Annotated in this window: 16 protein-coding genes; 8 read left to right on the top strand and 8 right to left on the bottom strand. The window is 36.3% G+C overall.

The annotated features are described in order from the left end of the window. Nucleotides 1-36: 36 nt before the first annotated feature. Entirely contained in the window at nucleotides 37-831 is a 795-nt protein-coding gene (locus CGC58_RS06235) for an IS5 family transposase (RefSeq protein ID WP_095894916.1), read from the top strand. Continuing rightward, nucleotides 813-1,877, top strand: a complete 1,065-nt coding sequence (locus CGC58_RS06230) for a cytochrome-c peroxidase (protein ID WP_232748881.1) — start codon at nucleotides 813-815, stop codon at nucleotides 1,875-1,877. The genes CGC58_RS06235 and CGC58_RS06230 overlap by 19 nt, the downstream gene beginning before the upstream one ends. 10 nt (nucleotides 1,878-1,887) lie before the next feature. Here CGC58_RS06230 and CGC58_RS06225 read toward each other — a convergent pair whose 3' ends face one another. Beyond that, nucleotides 1,888-2,613, bottom strand: a complete 726-nt coding sequence (locus tag CGC58_RS06225) for a YggS family pyridoxal phosphate-dependent enzyme (protein WP_095895879.1) — start codon at nucleotides 2,611-2,613, stop codon at nucleotides 1,888-1,890. 222 nt (nucleotides 2,614-2,835) lie between these two features. On the opposite strand from CGC58_RS06225, the gene trxA reads away from it, so the two are divergent. Continuing rightward, a complete protein-coding gene (trxA, locus tag CGC58_RS06220; RefSeq protein WP_095895878.1) occupies nucleotides 2,836-3,156 on the top strand; it encodes a thioredoxin in 321 nt (106 codons plus the stop codon). Nucleotides 3,157-3,256: 100 nt separating this feature from the next. Here trxA and CGC58_RS06215 read toward each other — a convergent pair whose 3' ends face one another. The 4 genes from CGC58_RS06215 to CGC58_RS06200 all read right to left on the bottom strand — a co-directional run bounded on the left by CGC58_RS06215 (nucleotide 3,257) and on the right by CGC58_RS06200 (nucleotide 7,707). Continuing rightward, the gene (locus CGC58_RS06215; RefSeq protein WP_095895876.1) at nucleotides 3,257-3,574 is read right to left on the bottom strand and encodes an MGMT family protein; all 318 of its coding nucleotides are present in this window, start codon (nucleotides 3,572-3,574) and stop codon (nucleotides 3,257-3,259) included. Between the two features lie 114 nt (nucleotides 3,575-3,688). Next, the gene (gene rseP / locus CGC58_RS06210) at nucleotides 3,689-5,017 is read right to left on the bottom strand and encodes an RIP metalloprotease RseP (RefSeq protein WP_095895874.1); all 1,329 of its coding nucleotides are present in this window, start codon (nucleotides 5,015-5,017) and stop codon (nucleotides 3,689-3,691) included. A gap of 81 nt (nucleotides 5,018-5,098) precedes the next feature. Then, nucleotides 5,099-6,220: a TlpA family protein disulfide reductase gene (locus CGC58_RS06205; RefSeq protein WP_095895872.1), complete on the bottom strand. Its 1,122-nt coding sequence runs from the start codon at nucleotides 6,218-6,220 to the stop codon at nucleotides 5,099-5,101. Between the two features lie 128 nt (nucleotides 6,221-6,348). Next, the gene (locus tag CGC58_RS06200; RefSeq protein ID WP_232748872.1) at nucleotides 6,349-7,707 is read right to left on the bottom strand and encodes a lytic transglycosylase domain-containing protein; all 1,359 of its coding nucleotides are present in this window, start codon (nucleotides 7,705-7,707) and stop codon (nucleotides 6,349-6,351) included. Between the two features lie 270 nt (nucleotides 7,708-7,977). Here CGC58_RS06200 and CGC58_RS06195 point away from each other — a divergent pair, with 270 nt between their 5' ends. After that, nucleotides 7,978-10,272 (top strand): NADP-dependent malic enzyme, encoded by a 2,295-nt coding sequence (locus CGC58_RS06195; RefSeq protein ID WP_095895868.1) that lies wholly within the window; start codon nucleotides 7,978-7,980, stop codon nucleotides 10,270-10,272. A gap of 66 nt (nucleotides 10,273-10,338) precedes the next feature. Here CGC58_RS06195 and CGC58_RS06190 read toward each other — a convergent pair whose 3' ends face one another. The 3 genes from CGC58_RS06190 to CGC58_RS06180 are packed head-to-tail and all read right to left on the bottom strand — an operon-like array spanning nucleotide 10,339 to nucleotide 11,526. After that, complete coding sequence (locus CGC58_RS06190; protein ID WP_095895867.1) at nucleotides 10,339-10,596, bottom strand: DUF6952 family protein; 258 nt, start codon at nucleotides 10,594-10,596, stop codon at nucleotides 10,339-10,341. Continuing rightward, complete coding sequence (locus CGC58_RS06185) at nucleotides 10,577-10,888, bottom strand: thioredoxin family protein (RefSeq protein WP_095895865.1); 312 nt, start codon at nucleotides 10,886-10,888, stop codon at nucleotides 10,577-10,579. Before CGC58_RS06185 ends, CGC58_RS06190 begins: the two co-directional genes overlap by 20 nt. Nucleotides 10,889-10,890: 2 nt before the next feature. Next, a complete protein-coding gene (locus CGC58_RS06180) occupies nucleotides 10,891-11,526 on the bottom strand; it encodes a peroxiredoxin (RefSeq protein ID WP_095895863.1) in 636 nt (211 codons plus the stop codon). 171 nt (nucleotides 11,527-11,697) lie between these two features. Between CGC58_RS06180 and CGC58_RS06175 the strand changes: the two genes are divergently transcribed. The 4 genes from CGC58_RS06175 (at nucleotide 11,698) to CGC58_RS06160 (ending at nucleotide 16,587) form a co-directional block, all read left to right on the top strand. Then, on the top strand, nucleotides 11,698-12,285 hold the full coding sequence (locus CGC58_RS06175) for a DUF502 domain-containing protein (RefSeq protein WP_095895861.1): 588 nt from the start codon (nucleotides 11,698-11,700) through the stop codon (nucleotides 12,283-12,285). Nucleotides 12,286-12,342: 57 nt separating this feature from the next. After that, the gene (locus CGC58_RS06170) at nucleotides 12,343-13,521 is read left to right on the top strand and encodes a hypothetical protein (protein WP_095895859.1); all 1,179 of its coding nucleotides are present in this window, start codon (nucleotides 12,343-12,345) and stop codon (nucleotides 13,519-13,521) included. 38 nt (nucleotides 13,522-13,559) lie between these two features. Then, nucleotides 13,560-14,630: a trypsin-like peptidase domain-containing protein gene (locus CGC58_RS06165; protein WP_095895857.1), complete on the top strand. Its 1,071-nt coding sequence runs from the start codon at nucleotides 13,560-13,562 to the stop codon at nucleotides 14,628-14,630. Between the two features lie 82 nt (nucleotides 14,631-14,712). Then, nucleotides 14,713-16,587, top strand: coding sequence for a sodium:solute symporter family protein (locus tag CGC58_RS06160; RefSeq protein ID WP_095895855.1), 1,875 nt, complete (start codon nucleotides 14,713-14,715; stop codon nucleotides 16,585-16,587). Nucleotides 16,588-16,600: the final 13 nt, after the last annotated feature.

Here is a 16,600-nt window from a genome sequence, read left to right as displayed (position 1 = left end):
TTTTGTTTTGCATAACAAAATGAAAATCAAGGAACTTTGAGCAAAGATATAATAAAAAAATGGATTATTTCCCATTTGAGTATTGGAAAAAGAGGATTTAAAACAAAATTTGATTTATCATTAATTTTTCTTCTGATAGTCAAACGATTAAAAACAGGTTGCCAGTGGAGGGAACTTCCGGTAGAAGTGTATTTTAAAGACCAAAAAATAAGCTATCAAACAGTCTATTATTATTTCAATAAATGGAGTAAAGATGGTAGTTTTAAGCGAATTTGGCTTAATTTGTTGCTTGAGAATCGGAGAAAATTAGATTTATCAAGCGTCCAACTTGATGGTAGTCATACTCGATGTCGAATGGGAGGGCAATCTGTTGGTTATCAGTTAAGAAAAAAGTCAAAGACCACGAATTCTATCTTTCTGTGTGATAATTTGGGGCAAATTTTAGCAATGGGTAGTCCAAAATCCGGTAATCATCACGATTTGAATGATATAGACTTTGTTTTAAAAGAGATTTTGAATCTTTTGGAGGAAGCGAAAATAGAGCATAAAGGCTTGTTTGTCAATGCAGATGCAGGTTTTGATAGCCGAGACTTAAAAAGTTTTTTACAGGAAAAAGAAATAATACCTAATATCAAACAAAATCCCAGAAATGGACAAAATGAAAATATTTATTTTGACGAAGAATTATATAAAAATCGGTTTAAAATAGAGAGAAGTTTTGCGTGGCTTGATGGTTTTAAAGGATTGATTATAAGATATGAAACCCTAAACACAACTTGGATGGCTATGTTGTATCTAGGGATTATACTAACATTTATTCGAAAAGTTTAAACAAGTTTATTATCATTGAATCTTATAAAAAGCCTATTAATCAATGGCCTAAACCTACTATCGATGATGGAGTGGAGTGGACAGAAATGGCTCCCATTGAAACTGATATGGACTATTACAAAAATCTTGAAAAGCCTGATGTGCAATTGGGTATGATATTGTTTTTTGACCCAAAATTATCAGCTTCTAACCAAATTTCTTGTAGTACTTGCCATCATCCTGAGATGGGCTGGACAACACACACCAAAAAGGCTGTAGGACACGACCACCTCGAAGGAAGCCGCAATACGCAATCAATTCTGAATGTTGCAAGTAAAAATACCTTTTTTTGGGACGGACGAGCATCTTCTTTAGAAGAACAAGCATTAGGACCTATAGGAGCTCATAATGAAATGAATATGAATATTGACTTGTTACCGGGAAAGTTACAAAAAATAGAGAAATACAGGGAGTTGTTTGATAAAGCTTTTCATACGAAAAGAATAAAATCTGAACATATTCTCAAAGCCTTAGCTGCTTTTCAGCGAACGGTGAAAAGCCAAGCCAGTAGAGTAGATAAGTTTATGCAAGGAGATTTTAAATCTCTTACAAATCAAGAAATTAAGGGATTACATATTTTTAGAACTAAAGGACGATGTATGAATTGTCACAACGGACAGTATCTCACTGACGAAAAGTTTCACAACATTGGGTTAACCTATTACAAACGTAAATACGAAGATTTAGGAAGATATAACATCACTAAAAATCCTGATGATGTAGGTCGTTTTTTAACGCCTTCCCTACGAGATTTGCTAAATACGCGCCCTTGGATGCATAACGGATTTTTTGACGATTTGACAGGAATTGTAAATATGTACAACAGTGGTATGCAGGTTGTTAATCCAACTCCTGAAGAAAAAACAAAAGACCCTCTTCACCCTGTGGTTGACCCACTTATGAAGCCTTTAAACCTAACTTCGCAAGAGATAAAAGACTTGGTTGCTTTCTTAGAAGCCCTGAACGGAACGAAATTCAAAATGCCACGTCCTGAGATTCCCCGATAGTCAAGGAATTTTATTGATTTTCATTCCAATAGAAGCTATCAGAATAGATTCGTTTCCCGAAAATATCAGTACCCACACGTACGATAGTCGCTCCTTCTTCGATGGCAATTTCCAAGTCTCCGCTCATTCCCATCGAAAGTTCTTTCATTTCTACATCAGGGAGTTGCAAAGCCGCAATTTCCTGCTGAATTTGTTTTAACAAACGAAAGCATTTCCGAACCTTATCAGCATCCGAACTGAATAGTCCTATCGTCATTAATCCTTTAATTTTGAGTGTGTTGAGTTGAGCTACTTTTTTTACTAATTCTATTGCATTATCAGGGTGTACGCCAAATTTACTTTCTTCTCCTGAAGTATTTATTTGTATAAAAACTTCCATTGTTTTGTTTTCGGAAGACAGACGCTGATGTAATTTTTCAGCCAATTCATATCGGTCGAGAGATTCTACGCAGCTTACATCGTATTTTAGAATGTCTTTTACCTTATTTGTTTGCAAATGCCCGATAAAGTGGTTTGTGTGTTGAGTATCTTTTAAATCATTATATTTTTCTTTAAGCTCTTGCACTCTGTTTTCAGCAATGAGCGTGTAACCTGCATTTAAGGCAATTTTTATTCTTTCAGCAGAAACGGTTTTCGTTGCAAGCAATAATTTTACTTCATTCGGATTTCGATTGCTTTTGGCACAAGCTGAATTTATTCGATTTTGTATAACTTCAAGATTTTTTAAAATGTCCATAATATGTATTCTGCTTTTTTCTTGCCAAAAATATTAATTTTATTCTTTTAATCAAAAAATCATTTTCAAAAACGACTTTAAAAATATTGTTTACTTCAATGCAGATAATTTTTATTATAGAAGATAATAATCGTTATATAACAAAAATTTATAGTAAATGTTGTGTTATACAATATTAATTTAGTATCTTTGTAACCTGATAAATAGTAAAAATTTATAAAAATGGCTTTAGAAATAACAGATGCTACATTTGAAGAAGTAGTTTTGAAAAGTGATAAACCAGTTTTGGTTGATTTTTGGGCAGTTTGGTGTGGTCCTTGCCGTATGTTAGGTCCTGTAATTGAAGAAATTGCTAAAGAATACGAAGGAAAAGTGGTTGTTGGAAAAGTTGATGTTGATAACAATCAGGAGTTTGCCGGTAAATATGGAGTAAGAAATATCCCTACGGTTTTAGTTTTCCAAAACGGAGAAGTTGTGGGAAGACAAGTAGGTGTTGCTCCTAAAAAGACTTACACAGACGCTATTGACGGTTTGTTGTCATAATTTTTGTTCTTTACGTAAGAAGAAATATCGCATATTGCCTTTTGGGTAGTATGCGATATTTTTTATTTTAACGAATTTCTACTTAGCTTTTTGAAAGATTTTAATCCTCCAGTTCGGGAATCCATAAGTGCTTCTCGAAATCAACAACTTGATTATCTTTTACTTCAATGCCTTCATTTTCTAAAAGTTGTTGCATTAGGTTAGTGCCTTCAAAATGAAACTTGCCTGTGAGCATTCCTTTGCGATTTACAACTCGATGAGCCGGAATGCCTTCCTTTCCGTGAGAAGCATTCAAAGCCCAGCCCACCATTCTTGCGGATTTTTTTGCTCCTAAATAGTTGGCAATTAGCCCATATGTGGTTACTTTTCCGTATGGGATTTTCTTTACAACTTCGTACACTTGCTCGAAGAAATCCATTGTTATATATTTTTGAAATTCAGATAACTAAAAAATAAAAGTGATAGGAGCAAATAAAATTCATCAAGAAAAATGTTCCTATCACTTAAAGTTGTTAAAAGTAGTATTCAATGATTATTTAAAAAGCCATTTGTAAATATCATTTCCGTTGGCATACAGCACCAATCCAATCAAAATGAAAAATCCAATCATTTGAGCATATTCCATTACCTTTTCATTTGGCTTTCTGCCTGTAACCATTTCGTAGAGCAAGAAAACAACGTGTCCGCCATCTAAAGCAGGAATAGGCAAAATATTCATAAAAGCCAATATTATGGAAATGAAAGCCGTAGTTGACCAGAAAGTTTTCCAATCCCATTTAGCAGGAAACATATTCCCGATTGCCACAAAACCGCCCACTTCCGTAGCTCCTTTTTTAGTGAAAACAAATTTGAACTGAGCGATATAATCACGCAAAATCCAATATCCGTATGAAAAACCTTCACTTAAAGCGGAAGAGAAGTCGTACTTTTTATGAACGATATCAATTTTTCCTTCTCGTTGTGATGCTACAAACCCGATTTTTCCTTTCCCATCAGGAGTAACTTCAATGTTTTGTGTTTGTCCATCGCGTTCCACCTTGAAAGTAAGTACAGAACCTTGCGGATAAGAGGCTATCGTAGGTGATACATCTGTGTAATATTCAATAGCTTCACCGTTGATTGATAGAATTTTATCTCCTTTTCGGAATCCGGCTTTTTCAGCAGGCGAACCCACTATCACGGAGTCCATAATTGGTTTTATTTTTGGACTGAAAGGAGTCATCTCTCCTCGCAAGTACAACATTTTTCCGATAGAATCAGGCAGTGACAAAAATCGCGTTTGCCCGTCTGAGCCTTTTACCTTCAGGTTGCTCACATCGCGAAGCATCACATAACGATTGATATCAAGCACGTTTTCCAAAGTTTTTCCGTTTACCTCAGTAACGATGTCACCATTTTGAAAGCCGTATGATTTCATTGTTTTACTAACTGCAAAACCTCCTTCAATACCATTTTCTTTTACCTGATTTTCTCCCCAAACGAACAAAATCATCATATAAATCAGGAAACCTAAAATGAGATTAACGGTCACTCCACCAATCATAATGATGAGGCGTTGCCACGTAGGTTTTGAACGAAATTCCCAAGGTTGAGGCGGTTGAGCCATTTGTTCCTTGTCCATACTCTCATCAATCATTCCCGAGATTTTAACATATCCCCCCAAAGGAAGCCACCCGATTCCGTAAACGGTTTCTCCTATTTTCTTTTTGAAAAGAGCAAATTTTACGTCAAAAAACAAAAAGAATTTTTCAACTCGGGTTTTGAAAATTTTGGCAGGAATGAAATGCCCTAATTCGTGTAAAACAATCAATATTGAAAGACTCAGAATAAGCTGAGCCGCTTTAATCAAAAATGTTTCCATTTATAAATTTTAAAATTTTTCGGCAAAAATAAAATAATAATTGAGAATATTAAACTTTTATTTTTGTCACTACGTAATTAACTAATTTATTTTCTCGATAAAATATCTCACAAAATTGCCCGAAGTTTCCTTAGCTTCGATACCCAAATCGGAAAGGTTGCTAATCATCAAATCCGAAAACTGATAATGTACTTGCCAATCAAATACTTCTGCGGTAATGTTTTGCATATTTTTCACATTAACAGGAGTTTCCAGCACATCCGAAAGTTTATACAGAAAATCATTTACAGAAATATTATCCGCCGAAAATTGACTTTCATCTACCAGAAATTTTGGATTTTTTGCTCCCCAATCAATTTGGTCTTTATTCCAATACGCTGAGGTTGAATCAGGTAAGTGAATTTCGAGTATTTTCCCGGCTCGAATTTCTGTTTTTAATGTGTAGCCCAAATCTTGCAAAATTATATTCGCAATTTCTTTTTCTTTCCACGAATGATTAAAGCTTTTTTGGATAAGTAGTTGATATTGTTTGAAATCATCTTTCAATGTTACTTGTTTCCCGCTGACTTTCAGAAGATAAGCAACAATTTGCGACAAAGAACCTTTTACTGAAGTGACATCATTGATTCTCTCAATTATCGGAAAAGAATTTGCAGGAATGTTTACTTCTTGTATTTCAAAATTTTTGTCAAGTGTTACGGTTATTTCTTCTTCATTTTGGTAGGAAGAATATTTCAGAAAGTCGTAAATAGGGCTTGTTTTTTTATTTTTTGAAAGAAAACTTCGAATCATTCTCGGAGTGATGTTGGCAGGATTTCCTTTCCAGAGAATCTCTCCGTTGGCATTGAATAGAATTCCGTAGGGAAGAGCTTTAACATTGTGTTGTTTGAAGTTTTGTCCTTCATAATCAATACTTACGGCAAGCTTTGTCGGATGTCTTTCCAAAAATGAACGCACCACATCCGAACGCTCTTGCGTGAGTGAAACAATGTACAAATCATCACGAAATTGCTCTTGAACAGTATTCAAATAAGTAGAAACGTGAACGCACGGAACGCACCAAGTAGCCCAAAAATCAACAAAAAATAAGGATTTGTCTTTCGGAGTGGCCAATTCGGAATATTCAACCCGCTCCGAAAAAGTCATTTGAGAAAATCCAAACAAATGGACAAATGAAAATATGATTAGAAATATTTTTTTCATAGAAAATTGATTTTATAACCCTGAAGGAATAGCAAAAAGGTTGCCAATTTTTTGATGTCAGCCATTGAAGGTCTTTTATAAATTCAGAAAAGACGCCCAAAAGGACGTCTTTTTTGTAAAAATTCTCTTTATTTATAAATGACTAATTTCTGACCAACGTGGATATTATTTCCTTTAATTTTGTTCCAACGCTTTAAGTTTGAAACAGTAACCCCATTTCGTGAAGCTATTTTTCCCAAAACGTCTCCTTTTTTCACAGTATAAACTATTTTTTTGCCCGAACTTCCTGCGTAATCTCCTTTTACCAATTCGGGAAGAGCTTTTTCTCTTTTGGCATTTTCTTCGTTCAAGTAAGCGTAAATGGTTTCTTCGTTTGCTACAAATTTGCCAATTTCTTCAATGGGTAATCGCAAAGCATAATTTTTTCCCTCTACATAAGGCACAATATCCAATTGATAGGAAGGATTGAAAAACTGTATTTCTTTAACATCCATTCCTGTCAATTCAGCAATATTTTTGAAAGGAACGGCTTGTTTTACTCGTACTGTGTCGGTTACAAAGTAGTGATTTTCACGTCTTTGAGGTCTAAATCCGTGTTCCTTTGCATATTCGAAAATATAAAGTGTAGCTAAGAATGCAGGCACATATCCGGCAGTTTCACGAGGCAAATACGGGCGTAAATTCCAATAATTTTGTTTCCCGTTAGAACGACGCATCGCTTTGGTAACATTGCCCGGACCGGAGTTATAAGCTGCCAAAACCAAATCCCAATCTCCAAAAATTTGATGTAAATAACTCAAATATTTCGCAGCAGCTTTCGTGGAACGAACTGGGTCACTACGCTCATCAACGTAATTACTCACTTCTAATCCGTAGCTTTTTCCTGTAGCGTACATAAATTGCCACAAACCGGTTGCCCCTACGCGTGAACGAGCTTTTGGATTCAAAGCGGATTCTACAATGGCTAAATATTTCATTTCCAGAGGAATCCTGTGGTTGCTCATTTCCTGTTCGAACATCGGGAAATAATAATCGCTCAGGCTCATCAATCTTTCCAATGAAGAACGACGATTTTTCAAAAAAGATTTGATAACACGTTCTAAAATAGGATTGTATTCAATGTTGAAAGGTGTTTTTTGATTGAGTTTCTCCAAACGTTCTTTCAGTACTTCAGTGGATAATTCCTCATATACTACATCGGTAACAGCTTCATTTTGAATTTCTTCACTCATTTGAAAGAATAAATCGGAGTTTGAAAGTTCTTTGAGCCATTTTTTGTCATAGCTTTCGGCTTTCGGGTGGTCTTTCAAAATGTAAATTCCTTCTTTTTTAATGCCTGTGGGCGGAGTTGGCTGTGAATTATTGAAAATTTCGTTGGATTGTTGTTCTATTTTTGAAATGGTATCATTTGGGATATTTGGTTGCACCTGAGCCAACATACTTCCTACCGAAAAGCAAAAAAACATCCCAACACTACATTTCTTCATAAGTTTACACATAAAGTCACAATTATTTCAAGCTACAAAATTCAAAATTAATATTGATATGGGCAAATTTTAGGATGTTAAAAGATGCAAAACCAATGATAAGCAAAATGTTTAACGAATTCAAAATCCTCAAATTGACCTTTATTTTGTTATCTTTTTAACAAAAACAATGCCGAATTTATTCCCATCTCAAGAAAAAACACTAACTTTGCAAGTTCAAATAAAAAGGAAATCAGCATAATTGATTTTTTAAAATTCGATAGAAAACATATGAAAGATTCACGTAAAAAAACTGAAGCATTAGACTATCACGAGTTTCCTCAGCCGGGGAAAATAGCAATTATACCAACTAAAAAGCACGCATCGCAGCACGATTTGTCATTGGCATATTCGCCAGGGGTGGCAGAGCCTTGTTTGGCAATTGCAGAAGATAAAAACAATGTTTACAAGTACACATCAAAAAGTAATTTGGTAGCGGTAATTTCCAACGGAACAGCCGTTTTGGGCTTGGGTGATATCGGTCCGGAAGCCTCTAAACCTGTAATGGAAGGAAAGGGATTGCTTTTTAAAATATTCGCAGATATCGATGTATTTGATATTGAGGTTGATGCAACCGATGTGGATAAATTTGTAGAAACGGTAAAAGCCATTGCTCCTACTTTCGGAGGAATAAATCTGGAAGACATAAAAGCTCCGGAAGCCTTTGAAATTGAGCGTCGATTGAAAGAGGAATTGGACATTCCCGTAATGCACGACGACCAACACGGAACGGCTATCATTTCTGCGGCAGCACTAAAGAACGCTTTGGAAATTGTTAATAAAGACATTAGCAAAGTGAAAATAGTAGTTAGTGGGGCGGGTGCCGCAGCGATTTCTTGCACGCATTTGTATATGGCTTTGGGGGCAGACCCGAAAAACATCGTAATGTGTGACAGTAAGGGAGTTATCCGCAAAGATTCGCCTAATTTGACTGAGCAAAAAGCTGAATTTGCAACCGACCGAGATATTCACACCTTGCAAGAAGCAATGGAAGGAGCCGATGTATTTATCGGGCTTTCAAAAGGGAATGTTGTAAGTCCTGAGATGCTTCTTTCAATGGCTAAAGACGCGATAGTTTTTGCAATGGCGAACCCAACCCCTGAAATTGATTATAATCTGGCAATAAAAACTCGTCAAGATATTATTATGGCAACAGGTCGTTCCGATTTTCCTAATCAGGTAAATAACGTGCTGGGATTCCCGTTTATTTTCCGCGGAGCGTTGGACGTTCGTGCTACTAAAATCAATGAGGAAATGAAACTTGCTGCGGTTTACGCAATTGCCGATTTGGCTAAAAAAACGGTTCCTGAGCAAGTAAATCTTGTTTACGGTGCGGAAAATCTTTCTTTTGGAAGAAATTATATCATTCCGAAACCTTTTGACCCTCGTTTGATTTATGAAATTCCGCCAGCGATAGCGAAAGCAGCAATTGAGTCGGGAGTAGCTCAAAAACCGATTACTAATTGGGAGGCTTACCGAACTGAATTGATGGACAGAATTGGTAACGGAAGCAAGGAAATCAGAATGTTGCAAGACAGAGCTAAACAAAATCCTAAACGAGTGGTTTTCCCAGAGGCAGATCATCTCGAAGTGCTTAAAGCTGCACAGCGTTTGCACGAGGACGGCTTAGCGATTCCTATTCTGTTAGGACGAAAAGATATTATAAAAGAACTAAAAGAAGAAATTGGGCTTACTGCTGATTTACAGATTATTGACCCTAAAAGTGATGAAGAAAAAGCTCGCAGGGAGGAATTCAGCAGAGTTTATTGGGAAAAACATCAACGAAAAGGAGTTATCCGCTTAACAGCCGAAAGAATGATGCGTGAGCGTAGTTATTTCGGGGCGATGATGGTTAATATGGGGCAAGCCGACGCTATGATTACAGGGCGTACACGTTCTTACCCATCGGCAATCCGTCCGATTTTGGAATTGGTTGAGAAAGAAGAAGGTGTTGACAGAATTGCTTCAACCAGCATTATGTTTACAAAACAAGGACCTCTATTCCTGTCCGACGCCACCATTAATGTGAATCCAACCGCTGAAGATTTGGCTAATATCGCCTTAATGACGGCAAAAGCAGTGAAAATGTTTGGTATTCAGCCTTCTGTGGCAATGCTTTCATATTCAAATTTTGGTTCGGCAAACTCTGAAAGTACCAGAAAAGTACGTGAGGCAGTTGCATATTTGCATAAAAATCACCCGGATTTGGTAGTTGATGGAGAAATTCAGGCTGATTTTGCTATCAATCCTGAAAAAATGGCAAGGTCGTTTCCTTTTTCAAAATTGAATAACGGAAAAGGTGCAAACGTGTTGATTTTCCCTAATTTGGAGTCAGCAAATATTACCTACAAAATTATGAAGGAAATCGAGAACTTTGAAACCGTAGGACCTATTACATTAGGACTAACGCAAGCAATTCACGTTACTACGTTGGGCTCAAGCGTTGATGAAATGGTGAATTTGGCAACCCTTGCGGTGGTTGACGCTCAAGAGAGAGAATGCCGTAAAAAGCAAATGGAATGTTAGATAAAGATAAAAGGCAAGAATTGAAAAATTCTTGCCTTTCGTTTTTATAGTTAGTGAAAGAAAAAATTACTTATCTATTGAACCAACCACACGCTTCATAAAGCTGTTGAGAGCTTCTTTTTGTGGAGTTCCCTGCTTAATCATTTTATCTACCTCAATAGCACCATAAAGGTTTGAAAGTAGCTCCCCGATTACGTCCAATTCCTCATCTTTCAAATTTTCACACTCAATTAAGTTTTCAAGTGTTTCGATGGTTTCATTTACGTAATCTTGGTCATTTTCTCCAATAAACTGTACAACGTGCTTAATTAGCGGTAATCTCATCGATAAATTGTTTTAAAGATTCTGCTTTATTTGTTTGTATTTGACCTAACAAAGCTCCGTTTTTGAAGGCAGCAAATGTAGGTAAATTATCCACTTTGGCTAATTGCCTTGATTGCGGATTTTTTTCTGCATCTACATAAATGAATTTTGCAGAAGTATTTTCTGAAGCGTATTTTTTGAATTTAGGCTTCATAATTTTACAATTTCCGCACCATCCGGCACCATATTGTACAAAAGTCAAATCATCGGAAGCTATTAATTCCTGAAGATTATCTTGCGTTAATTCTTCCATAATTAGTGTGATTTTAAGTATTGAGAAACACCGTCTCTGTTGGCGTTCATTGCATCTTTTCCTTCTTCCCAATTCGCAGGGCAAACCTCACCGTGTTTTTGAACGTGAGCGTAAGCATCAACTAAGCGGAGATATTCCTTTACGTTACGTCCTAAAGGCATATCGTTTACACTTTCGTGGAATACTTTTCCATCTTCATCAATCAAATACGTTGCACGATATGTAACATCGTCACCTTCCAAAAGATAGCTTTCAGCCACTTCGTCATAAATTTCTCTTGAATCCAAAATTCCTAAAGCACGAGCCAAATTTCGGTTTGAGTCCGCCAAAATAGGATATGTAACTCCTTCGATACCACCTTGATCTTTAGGAGTGTTTAACCAAGCGAAGTGAACTTCGGCAGTGTCGCACGAAGCACCTATGACGGTCACATTTCTTTTTTCAAACTCAGCTAAAGCTTCTTGAAAAGCGTGTAGCTCTGTTGGGCAAACGAAAGTAAAATCTTTTGGATACCAGAACAAAAGTACTTTCTTTTTGTTATTTACTGCTTCTGCATATACGTTGATTTTGAACGTATCTCCCAAATCGCTCATAGCATTAACATCAAAATTCGGGAATTTTTTACCTACTAAAGACATAATTTTATTTTTTTATTCAAATTCTGGGCTAAGTTACGGATTTTATTGTGATAAGTGCCATAACTTTTATTGAAATCTTTTATAATACAATAGATTTTCTTTATTTATGTGAAGTAGGAGAAGAGTTTTGGCTCTTGCTTCTCAAATTTCGTTATCTTTGCCGAAAAAACTATGAAAATTAACAGCTTTTTTGGTGTGTTTTTACGATATTTTCTGCAAGGAATCCTGATTGTAGGACCTTTAAGCACCACAGTTTGGATTATTTGGTCTATTTTTTCAAGCATTGACAATCTTGTTCCTGATGTTTCAAAAAAATACCCCGGAGTTGTGTTTGTTGTACTCTTCTTAGGAACGACATTAATTGGCTTTATCGGGAGTAAATTCTTCTTAGGCAGGCTGTTAGTAAGTGGTTTGGATTATCTGTTGGAACGTATTCCGGGGATTAAATTCATATATTCATCTATTAAAGATGTGCTGACTTCGTTTGTGGGTGATAACCGAAAATTTAATAATCCTGTTTGGGTAAAAGTGCAAGAGAGTCCTGAAATGTGGCGTATCGGTTTCTTGACGCAGGAAAATATGGATTTTACCAATATGGAAGGAATGGTGAGTGTTTATTTGCCTCATTCTTATGCCGTTTCCGGTTGGGTGATTGTAACTAAAGCCGAAAACATAAAACCAACTGAAGGATTATCGGCTCATAAAGCGATGGAATTTGCATTGAGTGGTGGTATGATTGGCGGTGTAAAAGGTTCTTAAACTTTTGTCATATCTGAAAAAAATATATTACTTTTGCTTTGCAAAAAATAATTTTATATGAGAAATCACGTACCAAAGTATCAAAAACCGATAAAAAGCGTGAATGACCCTATCGTGCAGGTAGATAGCTGGCACGATGCCATTGACGCATTTGACGAAAAAGATTACGAAAAGTCATTGCGTAGTTTATTTCACTATATGAATCCTGAAGTGGCCAAAAAAATTCCTGCTACGGGTGATTTTTCAATAGAATATCCGCAAGGTTCTTCGCGAGTTACTTTCGGATTGAAAAATGGAATATTCTTCATAGAATCTCCTTTTGTGAAGATGACCGAAAATACGAATAAAGTAGCGATGCTTCGGCACGCCAATGAGTTGAATTTTAGTTTTTTAACAGTTCCTCAAATTCACTTGATTGACGAAACTCTTTGGTTCAAATTTGAAACTCCTCTGCACCTTTGTCAGCCTAATAAAATTTATGACGCTTTGCGTGAAATTTGTGTGGCAACTGATGATTTTGATGATGAGTTTATTGAGAAATATGAAGCGGAACGCATACAAGAACCTGTTGTTCAGCAACTTTCAGAAGCTGAAAAAGCAGAGGCTTGGAACCAAATTCAGGCTATTCTCGCAGAATACCGCCGATATATGGATTATTTCGAGGAGAAACGCTGGGACGGAAGTCAATGGGATATCCTTATGTTGAGTCTTTTCCAATTAGGAAATATGCCTTACATTCAAGGAATTTTACGTACTGATTTACAGGAGTATATCCAGAATATAAACAATAACCGCATTGATTTTCACTTCCGTATAGATAAAGGTAAAAACTTCTTCAAGCAACTTTCTGAAAAGTCACAGGACGAAATAATGAAAGATGTATATTACACTTACAACTTGATGGGACTCAAATGGCGTTCTTCAGGTAAATTCTTGCAAGAAGAAGCTCACGGATATGAAGAACAAGTGCGTAAGTATAAGAGTTCCAACGATTACTTCAATATTTGTTATTATCTGTACTATTTGTATTTGTACATTTTGTATCATTATAATTTAGACCAAGAATACCGTAGTTTCATTACAGGTACTCTTGAAAAAGCCTCCGGAGAAACTTATGAACGGGCAGCTGAAATATATTTGGAATCGTTTGAACATCTGCTGAAGGAAACTCTTCCGAAAGGGTTTAAAGTTGAACAAAAAGCCAAGAAAGGATTCTTTGCTCGATTGTTCGGGTAATGAGTTTTTAGTGAGCAGAATAACAAAAAATAAAGATAATGGAACAGCATAAAAAATATATATACAAAGTAATCACTTCGGAAGGAACAGGAAGTGGTTTTGCCGTGAAAGGACACGATTTCTTGATAACAAATTATCACGTTGTTGAAGGAACTAAACAATTAGCGATTGAAGATCAGGAACGTAACCGATACTTAGGCGATGTGATAATGGTAAATCCGCAGTTGGATTTGGCTTTTGTTCGTGTTGAAGGGCTTTCACTTTCCGATTCGTCAATCACGATTGATAACAGTTTGGAAATCACAAATACGCAAAAAATTTTCATCAACGGATTTCCTTTCGGGATGCCTTTTACCATCACAGAAGGAATAATTTCTTCTACGAATCAACCGATGAATAATCGGCACTATATCCAAACAGATGCTGCGGTGAATCCCGGGAATTCAGGCGGACCAATGTTAAATCAGGCAGGCGTTTTGGTTGGTGTAACAACTTCCAAGTTTAACAACGCTGATAATGTTGGTTTCGGAATCCGATTTAATGAAATTATTAAAGAAATTGACGATTTTAATTTTTCGGATAAGCTTTATCGAGTAAAATGCAATTCGTGTGACCATTTTATTGAAACTCCTACGAAATTTTGCCCGCATTGCGGAAATAAAATAGATATTTCTGTTTTTGAAGAATTTGAAAAATCTCCTTTTGAAGAATTTATCGAATCGGCAATTGAGGGAATGGGAGCTAATCCTGTGCTTTGCCGTGCGGGACGTGATAGCTGGGAATTTCATCAAGGTAGTGCATTGATTCGTATGTTTGTTTACCAGCGTAATTATTTGATAGTTACTTCTCCTTTGGTGAAACTTCCGAAACAGAATTTGAAGGCAATTTATGAGTATATGTTATCGCATCCGTATGCTCCATATCACTTTGGCGTATCGGATAGCATTGTTTACATTTCCTACCGCGTACATATGTCGGATGTATTTTCAGATGATGCGGAAAGAATCAAAGGCTACGTTCGTGATATACCGCAATTAGCTGATGATTTGGATAATATGCTTGTAGAAAAGTATGGTTGCGATTTTTCGATTGACGCAAAAGTAAACTAATTTTTAAATTGATTTTAAGTTGAAATATAATGCAGAATTCAGAGTGAACCAGCCTCATTCTGAATTCTAATGTATAAATATTATGAATATTATTGACGTTTTAATTGTTGTTCTTTACATTGTTTTAACTGTTGGTGTTGGTGTTTGGATTTCAAAACGAGCATCAAAGGGATTGGATTCTTACTTTTTAGGAGGAAATTCGATTAAATGGTATTATCTGGGGCTAAGTAACGGTTCGGGAATGTTTGATGTGGCAGGAACGGCTTGGATGGTCGGGATTTTGTTCCTCTACGGAGTGAAAAGCTTTATGTTTATGTGGATTTGGCCTATTTGGAATCAAATCTTCGTGATGGTTTTCCTCGCTGCTTGGATTCGCCGTTCCAATATAATGACGGGCTCGGAGTGGATTTTGACGCGTTTCGGGAACGATAAAGCAGGAAGAGCTTCGCACTTGATTATTGCCATTTTTGCCATTATTACTTCAATCGGATTTATTGCTTATTTTTTTGAAGGAGTTGGTAAATTTATGACCATTATTCTGCCTTGGGATATGACACTGGCTTTCGGAAATACAATAGTACTTACTTCGGAGCAAAGCTATGCCCTTATTGTTATTTTACTTACCACGATTTATACTATCAAAGGCGGAATGTTTTCAGTAGTAGCTACTGAAGTTTTGCAATACGGAATTATGGTGCTTGCCGGAATTTTGATTGCAGGATATGCTTTCTTCACCATCAGCGATGCACAAATTACTTCGATTATTCCCGAAGAATGGAAAAATATCTTTTTTGGTTGGGAGCTTACTCCATTTTGGAACGAAAAGTATCAAGCTTTCAATGATTTGATTGATACGCAAGGATATAAGATGTTCGGAGCCTTTATAGGAATGTCTCTTCTGAAAGGATTTTTCGCCAGCGTTGCAGGTCCTACGCCAAGTTATGATATGCAACGTATCCTTTCTACCCGAAATGTAAAAGAGGCTTCATATATGAGTGGTTTTACAAATCTTATTCTTTTTATTCCCAGATATTTACTTATTGGAGGAATTGTAGTGATAGCATTGGTTCATATTGCTCCAGAAATGTTAGGGGGGAGTTTGACGAATAATGATTTGGAAACTATTTTGCCAAAAGTAGTAAACTTTCATATTCCGGTGGGTATCAAAGGATTGTTGCTTGCTGGTTTATTAGCTGCGTTTATGTCTACTTTTTCGGCTTTTGTAAATTCAGGTCCTGCTTATATCGTTAATGATATTTATAAAAAATATTTCAAGCCTGAGGCTTCTGTAAGGCATTACATCAATGCTTCATATTGGGCATCGTTTGGTATTGTGATTTTGGGAGTGATTATGGGCTTTTTTGCAGAGTCTATTAATTCCATTACATTGTGGATTACCAGTGCTTTGTACGGAGGTTACGTTGCTGCAAACTTTTTGAAATGGGTTTGGTGGCGATTCAACGGATGGGGATATTTCTGGGGAATGCTCGCAGGATTACTCATTGCCACACTTCAATTTATTTTAGACGGAAATAAAGATAATTTTACTGAAGGCACTTGGCTTTATGATTTAGCTCATATTCCACCAATATATTTATTTCCAATATTTTTCATATTTTCATTGATAGGTTGTTTGTTAGGGACATATTTCTCTAAACCTACGGAAATGAGCGTATTGGTAAATTTCTACAAAAATATTCGTCCGTGGGGTTGGTGGCATCCGGTTTATTTACAGCTACGAAAAGAAGACAGTACAGCCAGCAAAAACCACAACTTTTGGAAAGATATGGGCAATTGCGTTATTGGTATCGTGTGGCAATCAAGTCAGATATTAATCCCAATTTTCCTTCTGATTCGCGATTATCCAAAAATGTGGTGGTCAATCGGGGTGTTTGCGGTTACTACTTTAGTGCTGAAATTCACTTGGCTCGATGTTGTCAGAAAATATAAAGATTAATTAAGAAAATTAA

Source organism: Capnocytophaga stomatis (assembly GCF_002302635.1).
In the GTDB taxonomy this organism is placed as follows: domain Bacteria; phylum Bacteroidota; class Bacteroidia; order Flavobacteriales; family Flavobacteriaceae; genus Capnocytophaga; species Capnocytophaga stomatis.
This window is presented reverse-complemented; position numbering and strand designations above follow the sequence as displayed.